This is a genomic window from Marinomonas spartinae (genome assembly GCF_016461715.1).
Taxonomy (GTDB): domain Bacteria; phylum Pseudomonadota; class Gammaproteobacteria; order Pseudomonadales; family Marinomonadaceae; genus Marinomonas; species Marinomonas spartinae_A.
The window spans coordinates 14,680-34,867 of record NZ_JAEMUI010000031.1; the positions used below are offsets into that span (position 1 = coordinate 14,680).

Below are 20,188 nucleotides of genomic sequence, written 5' to 3' on the forward strand. Positions count from 1 at the left end.
TGAGTAGAGAATCTTACTCAGCGAGGTGTTTCATCGGGGATTACCAACACTTATAACGGAAAAAACAACGGGAAATATCATATGACAATGACCTTTTCTGAGCGTGCTGATCAGCTTTGTGATGCGCTGCGCGAGATAGAACACCAGGCAGAAGAAGGCGATGAACTTTTTTACTGTGCTTACCTATTAGGACTATTAGGGCTGCATAGCAGCGCAGAGGGTGAGGGACAGGCTGAGTTCGATGAAGCATTTGAAGGAACATTAAGGGATACTTTAGAGGCGGAAAACGTCAGCGAAGCCGATCAAACGTTAATTTTGAATTTGTGGCATAAGACTCGCGAAACGGTTTAAGCTTTTCTTATTTAGATTTTCCAATCTGCTTGAGATAAACAACGACTGTTAATGACTTAGCGGTCATTGTTTATCTTTGTGACATATAGCAAGTAAGTGAAGCTTTACAACACTGGTTTGTTTGGATGGGGGGCAAAAGCAAACACATCTGATAGACAGTTTTCTGTTTTTAAATAGTGGTTTTCGAGTTGGTCCAGCGTGCCGTAAACCATGTTCACCGAGCCGCTGAAGATGGCTAGACTGTCGCTTAAATCTGGGTGGTCTTCTAATATGGCTTCGTATAGCCACCCTGTTCTGCCTTGCCAATCCATATTGGCTTCATTGACGACCACATTAAAAGAAGCAGTCGTATGTTGATGTTGGGCTTGCTGAATCCAGTCCGTCATAAACACATCCTCTGGTGTTCTCACGCCCCAATAAAAAGAGATGTTTCCTTGGTAGTTTTGTGCCTGCAAGCTTTCGTAGATGCTCTTCATCTGCGCAAAACCAGTTCCCCCCGCGATCAATAGAACGGGTTTTGCTTGTTGAGCGTGTTGTTGAAAAGCATCGCACGCTATATGGCAATCGCCCCCTGGTATTTTAAGCTGAATCGTCACTTGGTTCTTAATGTGCTCAATGACTTTTTGTGCCAATGAATCGGGCTCTGAGACCAAAATATACAGAGAAAGCTTAGGCAGTTCATGGGGAGCGCTACCGATGGAGTAGGGAACCTTTTCACCGGAGGGAAGAGCAATCATCAAATATTGGCCCGCTATAAAGGTCATCTCCTCGACCTGTAACGTGACTTCATAAACGTTATGGTTTATTAATGCTACTGAGTTGACTGTTGCGATGACGTCTTTCAATGTGTTGCTCCATGGCCTAACTCAATTGTCAAAATTGAGTCATATTATCGTTATAATCTCGTTTTATACCGCGTGTGAAGGTAAAAAAAAACCACTTCATAAAAGTGGTTTTTCCGATAGTCCCGAATATGTCGAGCCTATTTGTTTTTACCTTTCATGGATTCAAAGAACTCGTCGTTCGTTTTCGTCACACGCAAACGATCGATGAGGAATTCCGTGGCGGCAACATCTTCCATTGGATTCAGCAGCTTGCGCAGAATCCACATGCGTTGCAGTTCGTCTTCAGACGTCAGAAGGTCTTCGCGACGGGTACCAGAACGACGGATGTTGATAGCAGGGAAGGTGCGTTTTTCCGCGATCTTACGATCAAGGTGTAACTCAGAGTTACCTGTTCCTTTAAATTCTTCGAAGATGACCTCGTCCATTTTGGAACCAGTATCCACCAACGCGGTTGCGATGATTGTTAAACTGCCACCTTCTTCGATGTTACGAGCAGCCCCGAAGAAGCGTTTTGGTCGTTCTAGGGCATTGGCATCGACACCACCGGTTAAGACTTTGCCGGAAGACGGGATAACGGTGTTGTAAGCACGAGCAAGACGGGTAATGGAGTCCAGTAGGATGACCACATCACGCTTGTGTTCAACAAGACGTTTGGCTTTTTCGATGACCATTTCTGCCACTTGAACGTGACGGCTTGGTGGCTCATCAAACGTAGAGGCAACCACTTCGCCACGAACAGTACGCGACATTTCGGTTACTTCCTCAGGACGCTCGTCAATCAGCAGAACGATCATATGACATTCTGGATTGTTGCGAGTAATCGCATTGGCAATGTTTTGTAGCATGAAGGTTTTACCCGCCTTTGGTGGCGAGACAACCAAGGCACGCTGCCCTTTACCCATCGGTGCAACCAAATCAATGATACGTGAAGTAACGTCTTCAGTGGAGCCATTACCCGCTTCCATGACAAGGCGTTCATCGGGAAAAAGAGGGGTAAGGTTTTCAAAAAGGATTTTATTGCGGACGCTTTCAGGCTTATCGAAGTTAATTTCGTTAACTTTTAACAGGGCAAAATACCGTTCGCCATCTTTTGGTGGTCGGATCTTGCCGGCAATAGTATCGCCTGTGCGAAGGTTAAAGCGACGAATTTGGCTTGGTGATACGTAGATGTCATCTGGTCCTGCCAAGTAAGAGCTGTCCGGAGAACGTAGGAAGCCAAAGCCGTCTTGCAGAATCTCTAGTATACCGTCACCGTAAATGTCTTCCCCGCCTTTCGCATGTCGCTTAAGTATGGAGAAAATGACATCTTGTTTGCGCGAGCGGGCCATGTTATCCAAGCCCATTTCTGCGGCGATATCTAAGAGTTCGTGTACTGATTTCTGTTTTAATTCGGTAAGGTTCATAAACGGGTTTTGCATTAGCTCATCTTGAAGGACAATTGACGGGACTAGCCTCTAAACAATGCTAATCTATGTCTGAAGTATTTAACAAAGTATCAGTATTAGTCCGCACAAAACATCAGCCAGTTAAATTATCCTAGCTAGTGCTTTTGTTAACCCGAAACAGGGGTAAGGCCAATACTGCGCGAAACGATTTGATTGGAGTCTTAATGCCCAAGAGCGACAGCTTTTTGCATTAAGACAGTAACTACTATAGTTCGACTTAAACGTAAGGTCTATAGGAAATCATGCGAAAAAAAGGTTTTTTTGGTAATTTTTTGATCAAAACGCCTTAAAACTAACTTTTTTTCGCAAACAATACAAAAGATTTATAGGACTATATCATTCTTTTTGGCGATTTAGTGTGCTTTTTTGGTTGGGATGTTCGTCTCTTCTATTAAGAGGACACAAACAACTGATATACTTTCTTTTAACAAGATTTTTACTGAAAAAAGGCTATCGGATGCAGTCCCTCTTTTTGCAACAGTCACATGATTTTCCGTTTGAAAAAATTGCCGCTATTGATTTAGGTTCAAACAGTTTTCACATGGTTATCGCTCAGGTTACGCACGGACAGTTGCGAATTACGGGTGAATTTGGTGAAAAAGTACAGTTAGCCGCCGGTTTAAACAATGACATATTGGATGACGAGTCACAGCAACGAGGTCTGGACTGTTTGTCCCAATTTGCTCAAGTGATAGAGGGAATGCCGCCAGGCTCTGTTCGGGTTGTGGGCACCAATGCGTTACGTGTTGCAAAAAATCGCTACGATTTCATTGGTAAGGCGATGGATATCATGAGCCATCCCGTTGAAATCATTGCGGGCCGAGAAGAAGCACGTTTGATTTACGTCGGCGTGTCAAAAACCATGGATCATGGGGATTTGAAACGCTTGGTGGTGGATATTGGCGGAGGGAGCACTGAGTTTATTATCGGTCATCAATTAGAGCCCTTTCTCACCGAAAGTTTGCACATGGGCTGCGTTAGCTTTCGACAGCGATTTTTCCCCGACGGCACCATCACCAAATCAAATTTTCAAAAAGCGGTTACCGCTGCGCGACTAGAGTTGTTAAGCATCCAAGATGATTACCTAGAGGAAAAGTGGGATGTGGCCATTGGTTCCTCAGGTACGATAAAAGCGGTTTTTAATATCGTCAAAGAAAATAACTGGAGTAAAAAAGGCATCACCCCTAAATGTCTTAAGCAAATTCAAAAAGCGCTCTTTAGTGCGGGTCATGCCGACAAAATTGACCTTCCAGGCTTAAAGCCAGAACGAAAAACCACTTTTGCTGCAGGGATGGCCATTCTCACAGCGGTGTTTGAATGTTTTGATATTAAGCTGATGGACTTCTCTACAGGGGCATTAAGGGAAGGGGTACTCTATGACATCATGGGACGCTACGCGGAATCGGATATTCGTGAACGTACTGTGAACTATATGTTGAGCCAATATCATATAGATACTGAGCAAGCGAAATTAGTCACCCACACTGCCTTATCAGCCTTGGCCCAAGTCAAGGATGATTGGGGGTTGAACAGTATTTCCAGTGAGGACTTGCTGCGTTGGGCGGGGTTGTTGCATGAAGTCGGATTAGGCATTTCCCATAGCCGTTATCATAAGCATGGTGCCTATATCATCAGCGAGTCTGATATGCCTGGCTTTTCTCAACAAGAACAGCAAGCCTTGGCGAACTTGATTTTACGTCATCGCCGTAAATTCACCCAATCTCTTGATTTTCGATTCACGAAAAGCGATCAACAGGATTTGGATCGTTTATCTATCTTATTGCGCTTAGCGATCTTGCTGCATAATGATCGCAAAGAAGGCGACATGCCTATTTTTACCTTAAAAGCTGACGATAAACATTTGCATGCGGATTTTCTTCCCGGCTGGTTGGATGGCCGACCTCTCACTTTAGCGAACCTGCAGAGTGAGGCCGATTACTTGTCCGCCGTTAACTACACTCTGACTTTCAGCTAACCCGATGAACGAGCGTTAAAGAATGGACTCAATGGAGCGATACACGGCAATCGCTTCATTGCGAGTCAGCCCGGTAGCGGTTGCCGATTTGCCAATACTGGATGTCACTTGGATGGACTCGGTTTTTGGCTCTTCTTTGTCTGGTTTCGCTTGTAACTGCTGATTGATTAGTTGTGCTTTTGTCGATAACTGGAGGCTTTCTCGTGACTGGGCGAGATTTTGCCCAGACGAGTCATTTGCCAACGTTGCAGAGGTTGGCGTTGTGGGTAATATTTTTGACCAGTCATTGTAAGACACTGAGGAGACGCTCATAAGAAGCTCCCAAATGTTAGTTTGTTTAATTATTGTTCAGTTTTTGTCGAAAAACAACTATTCAGGTTTTTCAAAACGTATCTATTCCTATTTATTTTCGCATTCTAAAGTCCATTGATGTGGATGGCGTAAAAGCCTTTTTATCTTGTTTTGTAAACCAAAAAGACAAAGTTGGCGTGAGTATTGAATACGCTTTCAAAGTCATTGAGTTATGTTGTACTTTTTCTTTTGCTTATCCTAGTTGTAATAGGAATGTCTTATGCCCGAATTTGCTTGGCTTCTTATCACTGCTGCGTTGGTTTTTACGATGCAAGCAGGATTTTTGTGTCTAGAGAGTGGTCGTATTCGCAGCAAAAACAGTATTAATGTGGCCGCGAAGAATATTTCAGACTTTATTATTTCAGCCATTATTTTCTGGCTTTTTGGCTTCGGCCTCATGTTTGGTCATTCTGCATTTGGGATCATTGGTACCAGCGAATTTGTGTTTGGAAACCATAGCACTCCTTGGCAAGTCAGTTTTTTTCTTTTCCAACTTATGTTTTGTGGAACCGCCGCTACCCTAACTTCTGGTGCGGTAGCAGAGCGCATGAGCTTCGTGGGGTATTTAGCGGTCACAGCGATTTTGATGGCTTTTATTTACCCTGTGACAGGGCATTGGGCTTGGTCTGGAGCCTTTGATCCGACGGGGCAAAAAGGCTGGCTGCAAGCAATGGGGTTTGTGGACTTTGCAGGATCCACTGTCGTCCATTCCGTCGGCGGCTGGATTGCCTTAGCCGCGATTATGATCATTGGCCCAAGAAGGGGACGATTCGAGCAAGGTACTCACTTGCCCCCTGGTAATAATTTACCGCTTTCCGCATTAGGAGTTCTGTTGATCTGGTTTGGTTGGATTGGCTTTAATGGGGGAAGCACCTTAGCATTAAACAATGATGTCCCCATTATTATTTTGAATACATTTTTGTCGGCCGTCTGGGGGGCGCTAACGGCTTCACTGATAAATTATCTACGGGATGGCTATTTTGAGGTGGGCTTTATTCTTAACGGCACCATTGCTGGTTTGGTAGGGATTACTGCATCCTGTCATGTGGTGACGCCGCTGTCGGCTTCGATCATTGGTATTGGCTCTGGTGTGGTAGTCTACTTCGGCAGTTTATTAATGGAAAAGTGGCGTTTAGATGATGCCCTTGATGTGGTGCCCGCTCACTTATTTGCGGGCATTTGGGGAACTTTAAGTGTGGCTTTCTTTGGTGATCCCGAAAAACTACATACAGGCTTAGGGTTTTATCAACAGCTTGGGGTACAAGCATTAGGTATTGTTGTCATTGGTTTATACAGCTTTGTCGTCTCCTATGTGTGTATGGTATGGCTGAATAAAGTCATGCCTCTAAGGGTTAGTAAACAAGATGAAGAAGACGGTTTGAACGTTGCAGAGCATAGAGCGACAACAGAACTGTTTGATCTTCTGACCTCGATGCAGTATCAACAAAATAATGCCGATTTCTCATCCTCCGTTCCTGAGGAGCCTTTTACCGAGGTAGGGCAAATTGCTCGTAAGTACAACCAAGTTATTGATCGAGTAAATCAGGAAATCGCCCAGCGGGACGAAGCATTATGGCGCTTTCAAGAAAGTGAAATGCGTAAAACGGCGATTCTTAACTCCTCTATGGATTGTATTGTGACGATTGATCATCAAGGCGATGTAATCGAGTTTAACCCTGCCGCTGAACGCACATTTGGCTGCCTTAAAAAACAAGTAATGGGCACCAGCTTTATCAATACCTTTGTTCTGGAAGAAGACCGTCCTGCTATTTTAGAAAGTTTAAAAATGGGGTTTTCCTCATCAGGTGGTTTGGTATTAAACCGACGTAACTCGTTTCGTTTACAGCGTGATCTTCATAATCATTTTCCTGCTGAAATCACCATTACCAAAACAAAAACCGAGTCGTCCATACGGCAGGAAGAGTTCACTTTGCATATTCGTGATGTGACGCGTCAGCATAAGTTACAAGAAAGGCTGCGTTTTTTAGCTTACAGCGACCCATTAACCAGTTTGCATAATCGAACTTATTTAATGGAGCGGCTGGTATCCGCCTTATCGTTTGCTGCAAAACATCACACTCGAGTGGCCTTGCTCTTTTTAGATCTGGATAAATTCAAAAACATTAATGACACCCTAGGACATAAAGCCGGTGATGAGTTGCTTTGTGAAGTGGCAGGACGGCTCACCTTAGTGTGTGATGAATCCGATATCATTGCTCGTTGGGGGGGGGATGAATTTATTCTGATGATGACAGAAAAGGTTACAGAAGACGCTACGCTTCAGCGCGCCCAGCAAATACTTCAGTCGATGCGTGAGCCTTTCATGCTAAAGGGGCAACTGTTTAATATTCCGACCAGCATCGGCATTACTTTGTCTGATGAGTTAACTATGGACGCGGATAAGTTGATTCAGCAAGCCGACATTGCCATGTACTGGGCAAAGGAAAATGGGCGGGATAATGCGCAAACGTTTGTGCCTGAAATGGCCAAGGTGGTGACCAATAAATTTAGACTAGAAAGAGAAATGCATGAAGCGCTTTCTATGGACCAATTCTACTTGGTCTATCAACCTAAAGTCGTTCTAAATACCCCCGATATTGTTGGGCTAGAAGCCTTGATTCGCTGGCGTCATCCTTCATCTGGCAATATTTCTCCCTCTGATTTTATTCCCATTGCTGAAGACTCGGTGCTTATTATTAAAATCGGCGAATGGGTGATTGAAAATGTGCTAAAGCAATTAGCCGAGTGGCGAACGCTGAAATTAGGTTTAGTCCCTGTCTCAGTCAATATTTCTGGGCGTCACCTGCTTAGTGAAGGCTTTGTTGGCTATATTTCTAAGCAGTTGGCATGTTATCAAGTGGATGGGCATTTATTGGAAATTGAAATCACCGAAGGGGTGTTGCTGAACGATATTGAAAGTTGCATCAAAGTAATGGCTGAGCTGAAAGCACTCAACATTAAAATCTCGGTAGACGATTTTGGAACCGGTTATTCCTCTTTGAGTTATCTGAAACGGCTGCCTTTGGATGTGTTGAAGATTGATCAAGTGTTCGTGGAAGAGTGTGAGCAGCATGGAGAAGATAAAACCATCTGTGAAACCATCCTTCATCTGGCGAGTAATTTAGGTTTGTCCTGTGTGGCTGAGGGGGTGGAAACCGAGCTGCAGGTTCAGCTATTGAAAAAAATGGGTTGTCAGGTTTACCAAGGGTATTACTTTTACCGACCTGCTTTAAAGGAAGATATTACGATTTTGCTTAGAGAGTTGTCGGCGTCTTAAGGCTTTTTACCTTTTGTTACAAATTGAGAAAATATCTATTTTTACTCATTGCTTACTTTGTATTTAAATAGTGCTATTGTCCTAAACAATGACAAGTGAGTAAAAACGACCACTGAGTAAGCGGTGCTTGCACTCATTATTCAAGATAAAAAAATTATAATGAACTAAGATTACAGAATACAGTGATCTTAATAGGGAAATTTTATGAACCGCGATAATCTACCCATAGAACATTTCTTTTTTACCGAGCCTAATTTAGAAAAAATCCTTGAAAACCTAGATGTTGTGCGCCAACAAATCCACCCTGTCATACCGGATGAAGAGTTAAATGTAGAACAGAATTTCCCTTCGGTATGTCTTGTTGGTCTTGGACGCTGTGGTTCTAATATTGCTTTGGAGGTTGCTACTTTAGTTTACAATGCAAGAACCAGCTACCTTCACGAAGTGGAATATCATGAGAAACAAACGCAAGAGAGTGATCTCAAGTCGCTCAATTGGATTCGTAAGAAGTTTTCCATCGATAAAAAATCCAGTTCAACACCACTTTTTTTGATTGAGCCTATTGTCATGCTAGGCGACTTGGATAAAGACATCGAAGGCCGTATTCGTTTTTCTAGTCAGACAGGACGAGCGCAATTCCTGGAAGCCTACCGCAAACTGCAGATTATGGATTTGTCCGAAGTGCACGCTGGTGGTGCGGGTAATGCGCCCATTTTGGGGCAATATCTCGCCAAGATCATTCTTAACAAAGATACATCCAGCTTCCGCAACGACAGTTGGCGTCACATGCATTCTTATCTAGTGGACTCTTGTGGCATCAAAGCGAATCAATCCCGTTTGTATTTTTATATCTTCAGTGCAGGTGGCGGAACCGGATCGGGGATGGCATCTGAGTTCGGTTTGGCGCAGCAGTTTTCCTATTTAAGTAAAACTTTTGATTATCGAGCAGAATTAAACAAAGCGGTGGATAAACGCCATAGCTTTGTATTTGAGCCGATTTTTACCTCAGGTATTTGTATTTTGCCGAATATCTCCGGTAAGGACATTGATATTTCTGAAGCATTACACATTAACGCTGGGCGTTTGTTGACGAAATATGTCTCAGAGGAATGGGATTTTTCCTATAACGAAGAACGAGATAACGACGAAGATCCTGAAAACGTCATGCAACGTATTCGTCCTTGGAACTCTATGATGCTGATATCGAACGATATTATGCGCTATGCCGAGGAAGAAGACGGCAACGATGTGGAAGATATTGACGTGAATACCATGGAGAAATACGCCAACCAGTATATTTCGCAACAAATCTTTAACATCCTAACCGCCCAAGCTGTTACCACAGATTACGATGAGGACTACTTCCGTCGTGCTGGCATCGACATCGCCGAAACCATCCGTTTGGATGCCAATGACCTGTTTATGAGTTTAGCTGGTCCTGTGGCCGTTGCTTATGCTGAGAGTGTGGTCAGAAAGAAAGGCCCCATGAGCGAGGTGGACATTGATGACCTGTTTTGTCGCTCCATTGAACTCCCGCACTTTAACGATGATACCTCGGCGATTGAGGGCATCAGTGTGCTGCCTGTGGAGTCTGACCGCTACCGTAACTGCATTCAGGATTTCCGTAAAAGCCAGTATGATTCCAGCAAATTAAACAATCTACACTTCTTTAAAAATTGTTCGTCCATTGTGTCGATTATTTCAGTACCAAGAGACTTTAAATTATCTTTCACGGCGATGAACCGTTTAAAAGTGCAGTTAAACCGCTTGTTCCCCAATACGACCTTGAAACGTTATGCCTTAGTGATTGGGGCGTCGGCGAATTTGTCATTAACCACCTTAATTGCCAAAAGTCCGTGTTTGAGTGATGACTTTTTAACCTTGATGGTGTCATACATGAAGCGTTGTTTTGCTCGTGATGAGTATCGCTATAACGATGATATTGATAAGGCCATCATCGGATTTATCCAGAGTGATGTGTTCAATGAAGAAGAGGTGGAAAAATACTTCCTTGAATACGAAAACCCCGCGAAAATTCTCGATACCAACTGGTACGCTATCAAGCCTATGTATGAGAAAAAATACCGTGAGTTGATCGAAGATAGCGAGCGCTTTGTTTCCATCAATGACATTCGCTTGGACATGAAAAACGTGAAAAATGCGATTAAATATCTGCGTGAAATTTACCGTCATCGCATCAGTAAAACCAATATGTTGTCGCTTAATTAGGGCTCTCATTATATCGAGAAGCCGTACTGGTGGTATAACAGTATAGTGGTATAGCAAGTGCCCTCAAATAAAAAACCACGGTGTCAGTGACAGCGTGGTTTTTTTTGGGTCTTAGAATAGTGCGATCAAGTCGTTGGCTTCAATCCCCGTTAGGCTTCATCGCTCTCTTTTGGGGCTTGTCGATCACGTATTTTGCTAACCAAATGGGCATTTTTCGTTTTATCTAACGGTGGTGTCTCATGATGAATGGCGGTTTTGGCAATCATATAAGCTGCGACCGGTGCGGTAATCAATAAGAACAGAGTAATGAGGAGTTCGTTGACCGAAAGGCTGCCATTTTGATAGCTGTGAAAGACCATAGAAGACAGTAAAACCCCTGTAATACCAAGCGTGCTGGCTTTCGTCGGGCTGTGTAAGCGAGTAAAAATATCGGGTAGTCGTGCTAAGCCATAGGAGCCAAGCAACAAAAACACACCACCAATCAGCAGCAAAACACAAATAATGATTTCGAGATATAACGGCATAATCAATCCTATTCTATGATGTCGCCACGAAGTAAGTACTTACACAAAGCAGCGGTACTGACAAACCCGAGCATGGCGATTAATAAGGCGGCTTCAAAATACAAACTAGTACCCACGTAGATGCCATACATTAAAATCAGTGCAATGGTGTTGATGTACATGGTATCTAACGCCAAGATCCGATCAGAAATGGTTGGCCCTTTAAACAGACGCCATAGGTTCAAAAATAAAGCGATACAAATGAAGACAGCGACAATAAACAGTGTCCAATTTAGCATCCGAAAATCTCCTTAAGAGGGGCTTCGTAGCGAGTTTTAATCAAATGGATCAAGTCGGCTTCTCCCTCTAAATGTAGAGCGTGAACATATAACCATTGCTTGTCTTTAGAGATTTCAGCGCTCACCGTGCCCGGTGTCAGGGAAACCGTACTGGCTAAAATGGTGATGCCTAGATCGGAGCGAATATTGATAGGAACCGCGACAAAACCAGGCTCTAAATGTTTGATAGGACGAATAACCAGCCAAGCAACTTCGACGTTTGCTACCAAAATATCGTACATCACCATGAAAACGTAGCGCAATGCGCGCCAAGGTTTGAGGATCTTAGGATGTTCATCGCGCATGCCATTGACGAACAACGGAATGGCGATGGCAAAAAACGCAGCGAGCACAATATGGCCAGCACTGACAGAATTATTTAAGAGCAGCCACACCACAAAGAGTAGCAGACTGTGAAAGGGCATAGGAAAGACTCTCATGGCGTCGCTCCTGGTAATAAATCATAAGCCGAGGCGTTAAAATCGTGTAAATAGTTCGCGGCGTTTTGCGTGTAATCCGTGATGTCGCCACCAAACACAACCATCAGCGGCAAAGTGATTAACAATAAGCCAATGGCAATAATCTCTAGGGGCTTTGCTGTATTCACATCGCTACTGGTGTTGCCATTGTGGCGCCAAAACATGGTTGTAGCAGCGCGAGAAAATGCCACTAAGGCCGCTAAACTGCTGACCAGAATCAACGGCCATACCCAAGCAGATTCTGCCGTCGTATGGGCGGATTGTAGAATCATGATTTTTCCAATGAAACCGGAGAGTGGCGGCATACCGATCATAGCCAAAGCACAAAATGCAAAGGCAAAACCAATCATTTTGGGCTGCATAAATGGACGTGAGCGCACAAAACGATCTTCCGCTTGACCACGTTGACGCGCGATGACATCTGCCAGTAAGAAGAGGGCTGAAGAGGCAATGGTACTGTGAACCAGATAATACAGAGCCGCAGAGGTGGCTGCTTCAGAATGAATGGCCGCACACACCAATAAACTGCCGCTGGAAACGATCACTAAGTTGGCGGTTAAGGTTTTCAGACCAGGGCTGGCGATTACCCCAATGGTGCCGATGGTGATGGTCAAAAGCGCCAGAGGCCATAACCAAGGTGTGGCGATGTTCGCCAACTCGCCTGCATGGTCGCCAAAGATCACCACATATACGCGAAAAATACTATAAATGCCGACTTTCGTCATAATCGCAAACAGGGCCGCAACGGGCGCGCTGGCACTGGCATAGGTACGAGGTAGCCAAAAATGCATCGGTAGCATAGCGGCTTTTAGCCCAAAGACGACCAATAAAAGCGCTGCACCGGTTTTCGCCAGCGTAGCATTTTCACCTTGTAGGGTGCCGACTTTGACCGCAAGGTCCGCCATATTCAGCGTGCCCAAGGTGCCATAAATAATTCCTAAGCCAAATAGGAATAAGCTGGAGCCAACCAAATTGAGAATCACATAGTGCAATGCCGATTGAGTTCTGGGTTTGCCACCGCCGTGAATCAACAGCGCATAGGAGGCAATCAATAAAACTTCGAAAAAGACAAAAAGGTTAAAGATATCTCCTGTCAAAAAGGCGCCGTTAATGCCCATCAACTGAAACATAAACAGAGGATGGAAGTACGCGCCTCCTTTGTCATGGTCATTCAACGCGTACAGCATGACCGCAAAGCCTAGAAAAGATGCCAAGGTCACTAGTAATGTCGAGACAGGGTCTGCCACTAACGCGATACCAAACGGTGGGCGCCAATCGCCCAGTGCGTATAAATGTATGCCTTTCATCATCACTTGATGCAGTAAAAAGGCCGACGATATCAGCAAGGCGAAGGTGCCAATGACAGATAGAATCCGCTGTCGCTGAAGGGTCTTCGAAAAGGGCGGTAGCAGCATCAAGGCGCCACACAGTAAAGGAATCAGAATAGGAAAAATGCTCAAATGCTGCATTTATTGACCGCCTCCGGTTTTATGAGAGGTATTGCCCTTTTGTAGGATCGGAGTTTTGGGTTTAGGTACTTGGCCATCAACATGGTCATTGCCCAAGTCTGCTCGGGCACGCATGGCCAAAATAACCACAAAAGCTGTCATGGCAAAGCCAATGACGATAGCCGTCAGAACCAAGGCTTGAGGTAATGGGTCACTGTACTGTTCAGAGCGTCCTAAGACCGCAGCGGCATTAAGCTTTAAACGGCCACTGGCGAACAGAAATAAGTTCACGGCATAGGACAATAAGGTTAAGCCTACGACCACAGAGAAACTGCGGCCTCGTAACGTCAAAAACACACCACAGGCGGTGAGTAGGCCAACGGAAAATGCGTAAATACCTTCCATAATTATTCATGCTCCTGTTGAGTAGGGCGCTCGCTAGTGGTCAACTTACCTAAATTTGCCAAGATCAGCATGGTGGCTCCCACCACGGTGAGGTACACACCAAGGTCAAATACCATGGCGCTGGCCAGTTCGAACTTACCAATGAGTGGTAAGGAGAAATAATCAAACCACGTGGTGAGGAAGGGCCGATTAAACAACCAGCTACCTAAGCCACTGAGGGTCGCAATGGCAATACCACTGCCGATCATGATCTGATAATCCAGCTTGATACGTGTTTTTACCCACTCCACACCGTGGGCTACATATTGTTGAATAATGGCCACCGATGTGATCAGGCCCGCGATAAAGCCACCGCCTGGTAAATTGTGACCCCGCAAGAAAATGTAAGCGGAGACCAACAAGGCCAATGGCAGCAAGCTTTGAGAAATGACCGCCAACAGTATGGGGTGCTTGTCTTCCGCCCAGGGGCGGCCTTGATAATCTCCTGATGGCATATAAAGTCGCATTCTGGCGATGAGTTTATAAATACCCAGTGCCGCAATGCCCAGTACCGTAATTTCTCCCAAGGTATCAAAGCCACGGAAGTCCACTAAGATGACGTTCACCACGTTCGTGCCACCGCCGCCAGTTTTACTGTTTTCGGTAAAAAAGGTCGAAATGGTGTCCAGCGGACGCGTCATCAAGGCATAACAAATGGTGCCGACGGTACCACCGACAAAGGCCGCTAGACTTAAATCACGAACCACACGGCGTGGAGAAGACTCTTTGGGCGTTTTTTGCGGTAAGAAGAAGAGTGCTAGGATCAGCAAAATCACGGTGACAACTTCTACAGACAACTGAGTCAATGCCAAATCGGGGGCTGAGAATTTTGCAAAAGCCAATGACACGATCAATCCCACTACCGATAGGGTCAATAGAGAGAGCAAGCGACGTCGATGCCAAATAACCGTTGCTAAACCAGATAAACACAATAGAACCGCTGCCGTAATGGATAACGCATCGACGGGAATTTCAGGGCGCAGTCCTGCCGTTGCATTCAACCTCATCAGCGGAATGGTGGTCATCACCACGGCTAATAACAAGGTCAAAAACGCGTAACGCTGTAATGAACCATTTTCAGTGAGCGCAATAAACTGACTCGCCCGTTGGTTAATAGACTGGATAACGCTTTCAAACACCAGTTTAGGGTCGCTAGTAGGGAACTGTGCTTGGAACTTGAAAAGGTGCTGGCGATTTGCATAAACAATCAACCCACCGCACATCGCGATAATACTCATGAGTAAAGGGAAATTGACACCATGCCAAATCGCTAAACTGTAACTGGGGACAGAGCCATTGAGCGTCGCAGACGCCGCAGCATAGAGCAAGTTCCCGACCATCACACTTGGGAAAATCCCCACGAGTAAACACAAGGCGACTAAAATCTCCACTGGTACTCTCATATAACGAGGGGGTTCATGGGGCGTTTTAGGCAAATTAATGGGGTTGCCGTTAAAAAAGACATCGTGAATAAAGCGCATGGAGTAAGCGACAGAAAATATTCCGCCGAGCGTGGCTAATACAGGGACCATCCAAGATAAAGAGCCTAACGATGCTTGGTGCAAGGTCTCAGTAAAAAACATCTCTTTAGATAAAAAGCCATTCATCAAAGGAACCCCAGCCATGGATGCCGATGCGACCATGGCCAGTGTTGCCGTATAAGGCATAAACTTCCACAAACCATTGAGTTGGCGCATATCACGTGAGCCAGATTCGTGATCGATGATGCCCGCCGCCATAAACAAAGAAGCTTTAAAAATGGCATGGTTAATCACATGGAAAAGTGCCGCTACGGCAGCTAAATCCGTTCCCATGCCCAATAAAAGCGTCATTAATCCTAAATGACTGATGGTAGAGTAGGCCAGCAAGCCTTTTAAATCGTGCTGAAATAAAGCGATGTAGGCGCCTGTTAAGAAGGTCGCCAAGCCCGTTAAACTGACCAACATAAACCACAAATCGGTATCGGCAAGCGCGGGATAAAAACGTGCCATCAAGAAAATACCAGCTTTTACCATGGTGGCCGAGTGTAAGTAAGCACTGACTGGCGTAGGGGCCGCCATGGCATTTGGTAGCCAAAAATGAAAAGGAAACTGGGCCGATTTGGTAAAGGCCCCTAGCAGCACTAAAACTAGAATAATGGGGTAGGCCGAGCTGGCTTTAATCATATCGCCGCTGTTTAATACCGTTTGTAAGCTGTAGCTACCGACTGTATGACCGAGCAAGATCAGCCCCGCCAGTAAGGCCAAACCGCCTGCTCCCGTCACCGTCAACGCCATGCGAGCCCCTTTACGAGCCTCGGATTTGTCTCCCCAGAAGCTGATCAGCAAGAACGAGCTGATACTGGTTAATTCCCAAAAGAACCAGAGCTGGATCAAATTATCCGATAGCACCACTCCTAGCATGGCAAACATAAAGAGGATGAGGTAGGCGTAAAATTTGCCGATGGAATCCTTCGCCGACAAATAGTAACGCGCGTACAGGATAACCAGCAGACCAATGCCTAAAATCAAAATGGAAAACAACAGAGCCAAACCATCTAGTCGGAAGGCCAGTTGTAAACCAATGGCGGGCACCCAAGGGATGGACGCAAAAAAACGTTCCCCATGAAAAATTGCCTCGGTATGTGACAGCACCAAAAACAAGGTTAAGGCTGGCAAAACGGCGGTTAAAAACGCACAGGCGGTACGGCTAAGTCGCGACGTAATAAGTGGAATCAAGGTGCCAAGTAAAGGCAAAAAAGGTAACCAGATTAAAGACTTCACTGTTCAACACCTTTATAAACGTGACGGTAGTAAAGGGAGTAATCCATAAGCAACATAATGATTCTCGTTTCTATAAAATGCATGGTCGTACTATATCGAAGCCAAACTACGGCGGCTAGTTATCGGTCATATTCATGATTAAAACGCCTATCCAATATAAAAATGGCTAATGACCGATAAAGTGTTGAGAGTCGAGAAAATACGCTCTCCCAGCACCTTGTTGTTAATGTGCCGCCGCCAGCTAATCTCTATAGATGGCGATGTCTTATGAACTATTATCTATCAAAGAAAGCGGCAGGACTGTTACATAACGTAAACGCTTCCCAATCTCGAGAAGAGGATAACGCTGGTAACGTTGAAATGACGTGCGATAAGAGCGGATAGAAAAAAAGAACAGCTAGTAAAAAGCGCTTCTCAGGAGGAGCTGAAAAGCGCTTTTTCTTTTTAGTGAGTGATTATTTAGTGATGTCATTACATGGTGTTATGGAAAAGCGGACGCATTATTGAAAGAAATACCAAACCACACTGTGCTCCGAGCCCATGCTCCACAAGAGTACAATACCCGCTAATACAGCTTCTAACACCAAAATACCAACGCCTAACGTTGTGCTGGAAAGAATAAAACCATTTTCATGGCTGATGCCCAAGAAACTGGGAGTCCCTTTGTATAGTAAGTAAGCTGTATAGCAAATGCCCACCACACAGGCGAGGGTACATAGCCAAATAATCGGATAAACCGCGAAAATCCCACTTAAAAATAGCGGTGTCGCAATGTAGCCAGCAAAGACAATGCACTCATGGCGACTAGGTCGACTCGGATATTGCCTCGCCATCCTATGAATAAGACTGCCCACAACGGCCACCGCCGCTAAAATAAGAAAATAGAACAGGACACCGAGACTTAAACCATTGAGCATAGAAACCTTGATGGTATCGTTACCACCAAATGTCCAGCCAAACTGAGTGGTACCAATAAACGTGCTCACCACAGGTATGGCTGCCAATAGTAGTACATGGTGTAAATATAAATGGCTGACACTTTCATGTTCTTTGTTAATGCTTCGCCATTCTTTTTCTGGATGATGAATTAAACCCCAAACGTGATTGATCATAGATTTCCCCTCGTGTTTTTCAAAAAAACAATTGAATTTGGAAACAATGTATCGACACTGTTTGACACGGAACCACAGCTCAGCTTTTCGCGTGTTCTATTACACAGTATAGATGTCTACGAGCGTACGGCAGCGTTGGGTCATACCGTTTTTTTATAAAAAGTGCGTCCTTAACTGCTCAATGTGATTAAAAAATGCACAAAAAAGGCAAACTTTATTTAAATCAATGAGCTATAAATAAGGCTTATATTTAGAAGGGAAGTGCAAAAGAAGCATAGAAAAATGCGCTCTAGAGCCAATGTATAAAATTAACATCGGCTCTAGATGAATGAAAGCGGGCCGGACTTTTAGTTGTCATCCGCCTTACATTGGTAGTTTTCTGGCATTTTAACCGTAAAACCCTGGTCCATCGGATTGGTAAAACTGGTTTTTGCCACTGCCTCTTTGGCTAAAAAGGCAAACACCTTCCATTTTGAGCAGGTTTCATTTTCTAGTGAGCTACTAGAGACCAGTACAGGTGCGCCTTTGTTATCTTTGATATTAAAATCAAAAGTATAAACGCTGACCATTGCCGTGACTGTTCGGTAGCCCGTCACACGGGTGACGGTTCGTTCGGTCCTGACGCAGTTGACTTCCTGATTGGTCCCTTTGGGTTTGCTACAGGTTGTGTAGTAACCATCATTGACATCATTAAAAATGGGGACAGACAGATCCTTCTTCTTCTCAGACGAGTGGAAATTGATGGTTAAAATATAATCGGGGTGCTTGTAGTCCGTAGAAACGTTTTTATAGCCCAGTGCGTTGAAAGAGGCGATTACATTGGGAATATAGCGCTTATTGGTCAACTCATCGCCTTTTGGGCTTCCTTGAATTTTGATTTTAGCGGTTTTGGCAATGCGTACGTCGGGGTCAACATTGCTCACATGATGACCTTGCATGAGCTCAGAAGTGGAGCAGCCTGCCAGCAAGACACTGAGCAAAACCGTAGTGATAAACAATCTCACATTTACATCCTCTATAAAGTCGTTATTTCGATTCGCCACTGTTTTATGAGAGCATAATTCAGCCACAAAGCCGAGTAATAGTTACCCTCTTACAATGTTATGACTGATTATTGAAAGTAGATGACTGATTATTGTCAAAATAATGGTGATTGTATAACACCCAAAGAGGTCATATCGGTCGTGACGCTGCGCCATACTCTGTTCTCATTTATATGGATACGCCCAGGCGCAGCGCAATCCCCTAGTGTTTGGCGTTGGTTGCTAGGATACTTCTTCGTCAAGAGCCTGCATAGGACTGATCGGCTGTTTCGTAATGATGGTGCCACAGCCATTTTGAAATGTCACAAAGGCGTGTATCAGTCGGTGAGAGTCAGGTTCTTCAATCATCGGAGTAAGTGAAATAAGGGCATTGGCGACTTTGCCAAAGGTTTCTAAGTCAATACCAAAGCGTTCTTTGAGCGGTGTGTCATAATCTTCGCCATTATCGATCAGAGCATCAGTCTGATCCGGTGTGAGTCCAAGAGCGTACTCGGCGAGGCGTTGTATTCCTAACGTATCCATTTTTGTGTCCTTTCATTGTATTAAGGTTGTTAGCCTTCTAGAGTCCTTCATCATTACAGGTGTATTCAGGCCCTAACCTTATTGTATTCGGCAGTTTGAGTCGATGTTTTAGACGATCCTGTCGGGAGGTTTTATTCGATTATCTGGTTCCCGCGTACGATGACGCCGTAACGGGCTTTTAACCCCTCATTAAAGATCTGGCGAGCGATCTCTGCAATGCCAAGGTTCTCTTCTAACGAAAGCTCCATAAGCTTGGTTTTCACCGATTCACTGTGACGAAAACTGATTTGTTCGGAGACGCGATTTTGTCTTTTTTGTAGCACTCGTTTCGTTGCTGGTTCTTGCATCCTCTTTCTCCTGATATACTTTGGTTTCAAATGAGGTCAAACAATGACAAAGCAAATTTTAACACCTAAAAAATGGATAGGAAAGAAAAAAGAAGGTGAAATCTATCGGTTTCAATTGCTTCTGGCCGAGTTAAATTTAAAACCTGAGGATATTCAAAAAGATACAGGCGTAACAGTAAGAACGATCACAAACAGTATTTATGAAAAAAAACCATTAGGTGCGAAACTACTGCGTGAAATCCACGCAAAATATGGTGTTTCGATTGATTGGTTGCTCAGCGGAAAAGGGCAAATGTTCGCGCCTGCTGATGACTCAGCTGTGCGCGAGCCGAATGGCGAATACGGCAGTGACCCACGCTTTGAACGTATCATGACATTGGTTCGCGACTTTATGATAAATGCTGATGACGACGAAAAAGCCTGGTTGGAAACACAAGTCAAACTCAACATCGCACAGTACCAACAACACCTTAAAAGCGTACCTGACGAAAGCTAAAACACCTTCTAAAAGGTGTTTTAGCCTCCCATCCCAAAAATTCTTATCTTCTAAACTGAATCAACCAACTGCTTTTGCTTTGAAGCGAATTATAAAACTATGGGACGACATACTCAGCTACTTCTTACGAGACGGTAAGCGCCTTAGAAAGCAAGCTGTTGGTGATTGCTGAGCGATAGAAGATACCACCTCAAAAAAGATAGCTTTAAATTTTTCAGAGC

18 protein-coding genes are annotated in these 20,188 nt (G+C 44.5%); 5 read left to right on the forward strand and 13 right to left on the reverse strand.

Features of this window, described 5'->3' with window-relative positions; all coding sequences use genetic code 11:
- Window positions 1-81 precede the first annotated feature (81 nt).
- Entirely contained in the window at window positions 82-351 is a 270-nt protein-coding gene (locus tag JHD45_RS20650; protein WP_199478415.1) for a YfcL family protein, read from the forward strand.
- Between the two features lie 104 nt (window positions 352-455).
- Here the strand turns inward: JHD45_RS20650 and JHD45_RS20655 are convergent, their stop codons facing one another.
- Together JHD45_RS20655 and rho are read right to left on the reverse strand one after the other, a co-directional pair.
- Window positions 456-1,196, reverse strand: a complete 741-nt coding sequence (locus tag JHD45_RS20655) for an NAD(P)H-flavin reductase (protein ID WP_199478417.1) — start codon at window positions 1,194-1,196, stop codon at window positions 456-458.
- A gap of 137 nt (window positions 1,197-1,333) precedes the next feature.
- Window positions 1,334-2,599: a transcription termination factor Rho gene (rho, locus tag JHD45_RS20660; protein ID WP_067021009.1), complete on the reverse strand. Its 1,266-nt coding sequence runs from the start codon at window positions 2,597-2,599 to the stop codon at window positions 1,334-1,336.
- Window positions 2,600-3,098: 499 nt separating this feature from the next.
- On the opposite strand from rho, the gene JHD45_RS20665 reads away from it, so the two are divergent.
- Window positions 3,099-4,616: a Ppx/GppA phosphatase family protein gene (locus JHD45_RS20665; RefSeq protein WP_199478419.1), complete on the forward strand. Its 1,518-nt coding sequence runs from the start codon at window positions 3,099-3,101 to the stop codon at window positions 4,614-4,616.
- Window positions 4,617-4,631: 15 nt separating this feature from the next.
- On the opposite strand, the gene JHD45_RS20670 is transcribed toward JHD45_RS20665, so the two are convergent.
- Window positions 4,632-4,928 carry a hypothetical protein gene (locus JHD45_RS20670; protein WP_199478422.1) on the reverse strand — a complete coding sequence of 99 codons (297 nt, stop codon included), beginning with the start codon at window positions 4,926-4,928 and terminating at the stop codon, window positions 4,632-4,634.
- A gap of 259 nt (window positions 4,929-5,187) precedes the next feature.
- On the opposite strand from JHD45_RS20670, the gene amt reads away from it, so the two are divergent.
- Both amt and JHD45_RS20680 read left to right on the forward strand, forming a co-directional pair.
- Window positions 5,188-8,244: an ammonium transporter gene (gene amt, locus JHD45_RS20675; protein WP_199478423.1), complete on the forward strand. Its 3,057-nt coding sequence runs from the start codon at window positions 5,188-5,190 to the stop codon at window positions 8,242-8,244.
- A 204-nt stretch (window positions 8,245-8,448) separates the two neighbouring features.
- Complete coding sequence (locus JHD45_RS20680; RefSeq protein WP_199478425.1) at window positions 8,449-10,473, forward strand: hypothetical protein; 2,025 nt, start codon at window positions 8,449-8,451, stop codon at window positions 10,471-10,473.
- A 149-nt stretch (window positions 10,474-10,622) separates the two neighbouring features.
- Here the strand turns inward: JHD45_RS20680 and JHD45_RS20685 are convergent, their stop codons facing one another.
- The 10 genes from JHD45_RS20685 to JHD45_RS20730 all read right to left on the reverse strand — a co-directional run bounded on the left by JHD45_RS20685 (window position 10,623) and on the right by JHD45_RS20730 (window position 19,471).
- The gene (locus JHD45_RS20685) at window positions 10,623-10,997 is read right to left on the reverse strand and encodes a Na+/H+ antiporter subunit G (RefSeq protein WP_199478426.1); all 375 of its coding nucleotides are present in this window, start codon (window positions 10,995-10,997) and stop codon (window positions 10,623-10,625) included.
- 8 nt (window positions 10,998-11,005) lie between these two features.
- Window positions 11,006-11,275 (reverse strand): K+/H+ antiporter subunit F, encoded by a 270-nt coding sequence (locus JHD45_RS20690; RefSeq protein WP_067020951.1) that lies wholly within the window; start codon window positions 11,273-11,275, stop codon window positions 11,006-11,008.
- Complete coding sequence (locus JHD45_RS20695; RefSeq protein WP_199478428.1) at window positions 11,269-11,754, reverse strand: Na+/H+ antiporter subunit E; 486 nt, start codon at window positions 11,752-11,754, stop codon at window positions 11,269-11,271. Before JHD45_RS20695 ends, JHD45_RS20690 begins: the two co-directional genes overlap by 7 nt.
- Window positions 11,751-13,262, reverse strand: a complete 1,512-nt coding sequence (locus tag JHD45_RS20700) for a monovalent cation/H+ antiporter subunit D (protein ID WP_199478430.1) — start codon at window positions 13,260-13,262, stop codon at window positions 11,751-11,753. The genes JHD45_RS20695 and JHD45_RS20700 overlap by 4 nt, the downstream gene beginning before the upstream one ends.
- The gene (locus JHD45_RS20705) at window positions 13,263-13,646 is read right to left on the reverse strand and encodes a Na+/H+ antiporter subunit C (RefSeq protein ID WP_199478432.1); all 384 of its coding nucleotides are present in this window, start codon (window positions 13,644-13,646) and stop codon (window positions 13,263-13,265) included.
- Between the two features lie 2 nt (window positions 13,647-13,648).
- Window positions 13,649-16,447: a monovalent cation/H+ antiporter subunit A gene (locus tag JHD45_RS20710; RefSeq protein ID WP_199478434.1), complete on the reverse strand. Its 2,799-nt coding sequence runs from the start codon at window positions 16,445-16,447 to the stop codon at window positions 13,649-13,651.
- Window positions 16,448-16,947: 500 nt separating this feature from the next.
- On the reverse strand, window positions 16,948-17,559 hold the full coding sequence (locus JHD45_RS20715) for a Yip1 family protein (RefSeq protein ID WP_199478435.1): 612 nt from the start codon (window positions 17,557-17,559) through the stop codon (window positions 16,948-16,950).
- A gap of 347 nt (window positions 17,560-17,906) precedes the next feature.
- On the reverse strand, window positions 17,907-18,563 hold the full coding sequence (locus tag JHD45_RS20720; RefSeq protein ID WP_199478436.1) for a hypothetical protein: 657 nt from the start codon (window positions 18,561-18,563) through the stop codon (window positions 17,907-17,909).
- Window positions 18,564-18,824: 261 nt separating this feature from the next.
- Entirely contained in the window at window positions 18,825-19,124 is a 300-nt protein-coding gene (locus tag JHD45_RS20725; RefSeq protein WP_199478437.1) for a hypothetical protein, read from the reverse strand.
- A 131-nt stretch (window positions 19,125-19,255) separates the two neighbouring features.
- The gene (locus JHD45_RS20730) at window positions 19,256-19,471 is read right to left on the reverse strand and encodes a hypothetical protein (protein WP_199478438.1); all 216 of its coding nucleotides are present in this window, start codon (window positions 19,469-19,471) and stop codon (window positions 19,256-19,258) included.
- A 43-nt stretch (window positions 19,472-19,514) separates the two neighbouring features.
- Between JHD45_RS20730 and JHD45_RS20735 the strand changes: the two genes are divergently transcribed.
- Entirely contained in the window at window positions 19,515-19,967 is a 453-nt protein-coding gene (locus JHD45_RS20735) for a helix-turn-helix domain-containing protein (protein WP_199478439.1), read from the forward strand.
- Window positions 19,968-20,188 lie beyond the last annotated feature (221 nt).

What these genes read in the sequence shown, in the direction of transcription:
- JHD45_RS20715 (WP_199478435.1), bottom strand. Translation starts at nt 17,559, where the DNA reads ATGATCAATCACGTTTGGGGTTTAATTCATCATCCAGAAAAAGAATGG.
- JHD45_RS20685 (WP_199478426.1), bottom strand. Translation starts at nt 10,997, where the DNA reads ATGCCGTTATATCTCGAAATCATTATTTGTGTTTTGCTGCTGATTGGT.
- JHD45_RS20665 (WP_199478419.1), top strand. Translation starts at nt 3,099, where the DNA reads ATGCAGTCCCTCTTTTTGCAACAGTCACATGATTTTCCGTTTGAAAAA.
- JHD45_RS20730 (WP_199478438.1), bottom strand. Translation starts at nt 19,471, where the DNA reads ATGCAAGAACCAGCAACGAAACGAGTGCTACAAAAAAGACAAAATCGC.
- JHD45_RS20725 (WP_199478437.1), bottom strand. Translation starts at nt 19,124, where the DNA reads ATGGATACGTTAGGAATACAACGCCTCGCCGAGTACGCTCTTGGACTC.
- JHD45_RS20700 (WP_199478430.1), bottom strand. Translation starts at nt 13,262, where the DNA reads ATGCAGCATTTGAGCATTTTTCCTATTCTGATTCCTTTACTGTGTGGC.
- JHD45_RS20690 (WP_067020951.1), bottom strand. Translation starts at nt 11,275, where the DNA reads ATGCTAAATTGGACACTGTTTATTGTCGCTGTCTTCATTTGTATCGCT.
- JHD45_RS20735 (WP_199478439.1), top strand. Translation starts at nt 19,515, where the DNA reads ATGACAAAGCAAATTTTAACACCTAAAAAATGGATAGGAAAGAAAAAA.
- JHD45_RS20670 (WP_199478422.1), bottom strand. Translation starts at nt 4,928, where the DNA reads ATGAGCGTCTCCTCAGTGTCTTACAATGACTGGTCAAAAATATTACCC.
- JHD45_RS20680 (WP_199478425.1), top strand. Translation starts at nt 8,449, where the DNA reads ATGAACCGCGATAATCTACCCATAGAACATTTCTTTTTTACCGAGCCT.
- amt (WP_199478423.1), top strand. Translation starts at nt 5,188, where the DNA reads ATGCCCGAATTTGCTTGGCTTCTTATCACTGCTGCGTTGGTTTTTACG.
- JHD45_RS20650 (WP_199478415.1), top strand. Translation starts at nt 82, where the DNA reads ATGACAATGACCTTTTCTGAGCGTGCTGATCAGCTTTGTGATGCGCTG.
- JHD45_RS20705 (WP_199478432.1), bottom strand. Translation starts at nt 13,646, where the DNA reads ATGGAAGGTATTTACGCATTTTCCGTTGGCCTACTCACCGCCTGTGGT.
- rho (WP_067021009.1), bottom strand. Translation starts at nt 2,599, where the DNA reads ATGAACCTTACCGAATTAAAACAGAAATCAGTACACGAACTCTTAGAT.
- JHD45_RS20695 (WP_199478428.1), bottom strand. Translation starts at nt 11,754, where the DNA reads ATGAGAGTCTTTCCTATGCCCTTTCACAGTCTGCTACTCTTTGTGGTG.